6 protein-coding genes and 2 pseudogenes are annotated in these 3,432 nt (G+C 28.2%); 5 read left to right on the forward strand and 3 right to left on the reverse strand.

The annotated features are described in order from the left end of the window. Both AJ932_RS08205 and AJ932_RS08210 read left to right on the forward strand, forming a co-directional pair. Window positions 1–216 (forward strand): annotated as a pseudogene (locus tag AJ932_RS08205) (hypothetical protein); the annotation flags it as partial. A 154-nt stretch (window positions 217–370) separates the two neighbouring features. Continuing rightward, window positions 371–559 carry a hypothetical protein gene (locus AJ932_RS08210; RefSeq protein WP_032603322.1) on the forward strand — a complete coding sequence of 63 codons (189 nt, stop codon included), beginning with the start codon at window positions 371–373 and terminating at the stop codon, window positions 557–559. On the opposite strand, the gene AJ932_RS08215 is transcribed toward AJ932_RS08210, so the two are convergent. Next, the gene (locus AJ932_RS08215) at window positions 511–903 is read right to left on the reverse strand and encodes a type II toxin-antitoxin system death-on-curing family toxin (protein ID WP_070278725.1); all 393 of its coding nucleotides are present in this window, start codon (window positions 901–903) and stop codon (window positions 511–513) included. The genes AJ932_RS08210 and AJ932_RS08215 overlap by 49 nt on opposite strands. Then, on the reverse strand, window positions 900–1,049 hold the full coding sequence (locus AJ932_RS10585) for a hypothetical protein (protein WP_002807582.1): 150 nt from the start codon (window positions 1,047–1,049) through the stop codon (window positions 900–902). The genes AJ932_RS08215 and AJ932_RS10585 overlap by 4 nt, the downstream gene beginning before the upstream one ends. Window positions 1,050–1,325: 276 nt before the next feature. Between AJ932_RS10585 and AJ932_RS08220 the strand changes: the two genes are divergently transcribed. The 3 genes from AJ932_RS08220 (at window position 1,326) to AJ932_RS08230 (ending at window position 2,245) form a co-directional block, all read left to right on the forward strand. Next, window positions 1,326–1,559, forward strand: a complete 234-nt coding sequence (locus tag AJ932_RS08220; RefSeq protein WP_002883553.1) for a hypothetical protein — start codon at window positions 1,326–1,328, stop codon at window positions 1,557–1,559. Further along, on the forward strand, window positions 1,560–1,841 hold the full coding sequence (locus AJ932_RS08225; protein ID WP_070275015.1) for a type II toxin-antitoxin system RelE/ParE family toxin: 282 nt from the start codon (window positions 1,560–1,562) through the stop codon (window positions 1,839–1,841). A gap of 125 nt (window positions 1,842–1,966) precedes the next feature. Continuing rightward, window positions 1,967–2,245: a hypothetical protein gene (locus AJ932_RS08230; RefSeq protein WP_070278727.1), complete on the forward strand. Its 279-nt coding sequence runs from the start codon at window positions 1,967–1,969 to the stop codon at window positions 2,243–2,245. 29 nt (window positions 2,246–2,274) lie between these two features. On the opposite strand, the pseudogene AJ932_RS08235 reads toward AJ932_RS08230, so the two are convergent. Continuing rightward, window positions 2,275–3,432 (reverse strand): annotated as a pseudogene (locus tag AJ932_RS08235) (conjugal transfer protein TraG); the annotation flags it as partial.

The raw sequence follows: 3,432 nt of genomic DNA on the forward strand, positions 1-3,432 counted from the left end.
ATAGAAAAAGCAAATATTGTTCTTAACCTTTTACTCACAATCAGAAATAGAAGTTTTCATTGGGAAAATTTATATAAAACAAAAATAACAAATCAAAAGGCTTTAGCTCCTAAATCACATAATACCTTTATAGGCGTTATGCCAAATAAAATCAATGCTTTTTTAAGTGATTTAATAGAGAGTTTTGAAAAAGATTTAAATAGCTACTTAAAATAATATTTAAGATGGGCGATCTCGATCCGCCCTTATAATGATTTTAAATTATATCATACAATAAAAAAATTGTCAATTTAGTTTATATTTAGTATTGCTCTAAAATGTTGATTGTATAATAACATAATATTTAGATTTTCGTTTTAAAGGAGTGCAAATGAGTGATACTATTATTTTAGGTATTTTATTAGAGAAGTACAATAATGCTAAATATAAAAAAGTCGGAAACTGTATTAAACTTCGTTATCAATATCACGATGTAAATGTGAATTTATATTTTGATGGTTATGATAAAAATTATCCTTCAACTTCTATATTTTTATCAATAAAATTTTGTAAAATTTGATTTAAATCATCTTTTGCAATAGAATCATCTGCAACACCGACAACAATATCTTCCATAACTTCAGCAAATTTATCATTATATTTACCATCTAAATCTAAAAAGTGCATACCTAGAAATATCGAAGTCCGTTTATTTCCATCAGCAAATGGATGAAATTTTACACAGGAAAATATTAAATGTGTAATTTTATCAGTTATTGTAGGATAATAATCATCGTTTTTTATATGCTCTAATGCACTAGCCAAATATCCTATTTGTGTTTCATTATAGCCACTTAATCCGCCTGTTTTTTCAATAATCTTTTCGTGTATAGTAATAGCTTCGCTTAGTTCTATATATTTCATTTATTTTTAAGTCTTTGAAACACCGCATTTATAGCAGGTTTTTCTAACTCTTTTTCCATTTTTGCCATAGTTTTTTTAACTGCTTCTCTCTCAGCTAAATATTCTTTATTATTTTTTTGTTGCGTATTATATTCTGTGGTTTTCATTTTACTACCCTCTTTATTCTTTCAATTAATATCCTAAATACTATAGACTATTTTAACATTTATATTTGATTAGCAAATCAATATGAAGCTAAAAAAATTAATTTGCTAATTATACCCAAATTAATTTTCATTAAGCAATAAATAAAACAATCAAGTCAAATAAAAAAAGAAATCCGTTTCAAACCCCTAAAAATAGGCATTTTATAGCATAAATACTTGCAAAAATTATTAAAAAATGGTATTATCATGTTAATAAACTTTAAAAAGGAAATTATAATGCACACTATAACCATTACAAGTGATGATATTGATTTTATAAAAAGTTTAGAATGTTTGTCAAAAAATGCAGGAGCTATTTTTAAAATTTCTAAAAATGATTTAGAGGCTACTTTGGATAATTATGAAGATAATCGAACCATAGATGAAATAAAAAAAGAAGCTGAAGAAACTTTATTACACTATAAACAAGGAAAATTATCAGTAACTCCATTAGGTAGCGAATGGCTGTGAATGAAAATTGTGGAAAGTGATAAATTTAAAAAAGAGCTTAATGATATTTTAGCCTTTATTGCTAAAGATAGTGTGAGTGCAAAAAATTATTTTTCAAAATCTTTAAAAGATGCTATTTTGTGTATTGACAATATGCCTTATAAATTTCGAAAATCTACTCTTTTTAATGATGAAAACATAAGAGATTTTATCTTTAAGAAATATGTCATTCCATATTATATAGATTTAAAAAACGATAAAATACTTTTAATTACGATTTACAAAAATAACCTTGTTAAATAAAAAAAAGAACCCCGTTAAAACCCCTAAAAAATAGGCATTTTATAGCAAAAATACTTGCAAAATTTATTAAAATATGGTATAATTTTATTAAAAATATGAATAAGTTATAATTGAAAGGAATAAAGATGGATAAAGCGCACTTAATTATTTATTTAGCAGTACTTGCATCTATTGTTAGTGTTTTAATAACTTGTTGTCTTTTGTATTTAATCAGAGATAGGTTAAGCAAATTGTTTTCTAAAAATACATTATTGAAAATCAAGAAGTTTTTAAAAGAGAATGTTAGAGTTGTTAATCGCCCATTAGATATTAATAACTCATCAACTTTTGAAAGTGATTATATTAATGATCCAGCATATAGCTTTCTGCCAGAAAATATATACTATACTACTAATCGCCACTAAGCCTAGTTAAAACTAGACTCAGTGCATTATTATTTATAAGCATCATTGATTTTTTCATTTCTTTCTTTGATAGCAGTTCCTGCTTTTTTCTCAGCTGCGCCTGCTGCTTTTTCTACATCAAATGCTAATCCTTCTGATTCAACTTTAGTAGGAGCATTTCTTGTTGCCATAAAGCCTTTTTGTCTTGAATTTAAATCATCTATGGCTTTATTGTGATCAGTCATAGTGCCTTTTGGATCATAATAATTATGTTTTGTTTGCTCGTGTAATCCATTTGAATTGACATTAGAATCCACTCCTGCATAGTGTGATAATCCTTGCATATCTCCCCTTGCAGCCATATTTTCAACAGCATTCACAGCAGAAGCCACATTTTCTTTATTAACTACACCACCATAATTTTCATTGATATAGCCTTGAACAATAGATGATCCGCCATCATAACCCACTGAATTATTAAGTGTTTTAGCTTCATTATAGCTATCCATAGAACTTTTGATGCTAGCAGAATTTGTAACATTTCCTGTTTTAAGAAGATTGTTAAATGAAGCACTTGCATCTCTATTTTTACCAATTTCATTAGAAATGCTTTCGTTAAAGGTTTTATTAAAGGTTTCTTGTTGATTTTTGCTTAGATTTTGATACCAACCTTCAGATTCCACTGATGAAGTAGATAAAGTACCTCCTGCATCAACATTTATTCTAACTCCTTTTATTTCTTTATTTAAGCCAATACCACCACCAATTTTTCCACTCATCACATCTTCATAAGCTTGTTTTACATCCACACCTGTTGCTTTAGAATAAGCATTAGCTAAAGCATGTTGTGTTGCATTAGCAATAGCACTTCTATCGTTTTCTGATAAGGCTAAGCTATCTCCTTTTCCACTAGCAACTTCTAAAGCTCTTTGAGATAGGTTAGAATTTTGAATCGCATCACTTAGAGCGTGCGCTCTTGTTTCTAAATTGCTTGCAGTCATACCAGCATTTAATCCTTTAATAGAAGCATTACCTATAGAACCATTAGCATTGATTACAGCGGAACTTCCAGTCATATTATCTTTAACTAATTCGCCACCATGTTGCATATCTCTTGTTCCCATAAAACTTCTACCACCTGCACCAAACGAAGATTGAAGAGTATTATAACCTGCACCCACAGCCCAAACTTCATCTCCTCTAGGAGC

The sequence above is a fragment of the Campylobacter sp. BCW_6873 genome, assembly GCF_001762365.1.
GTDB classification, from domain to species: domain Bacteria; phylum Campylobacterota; class Campylobacteria; order Campylobacterales; family Campylobacteraceae; genus Campylobacter_D; species Campylobacter_D jejuni.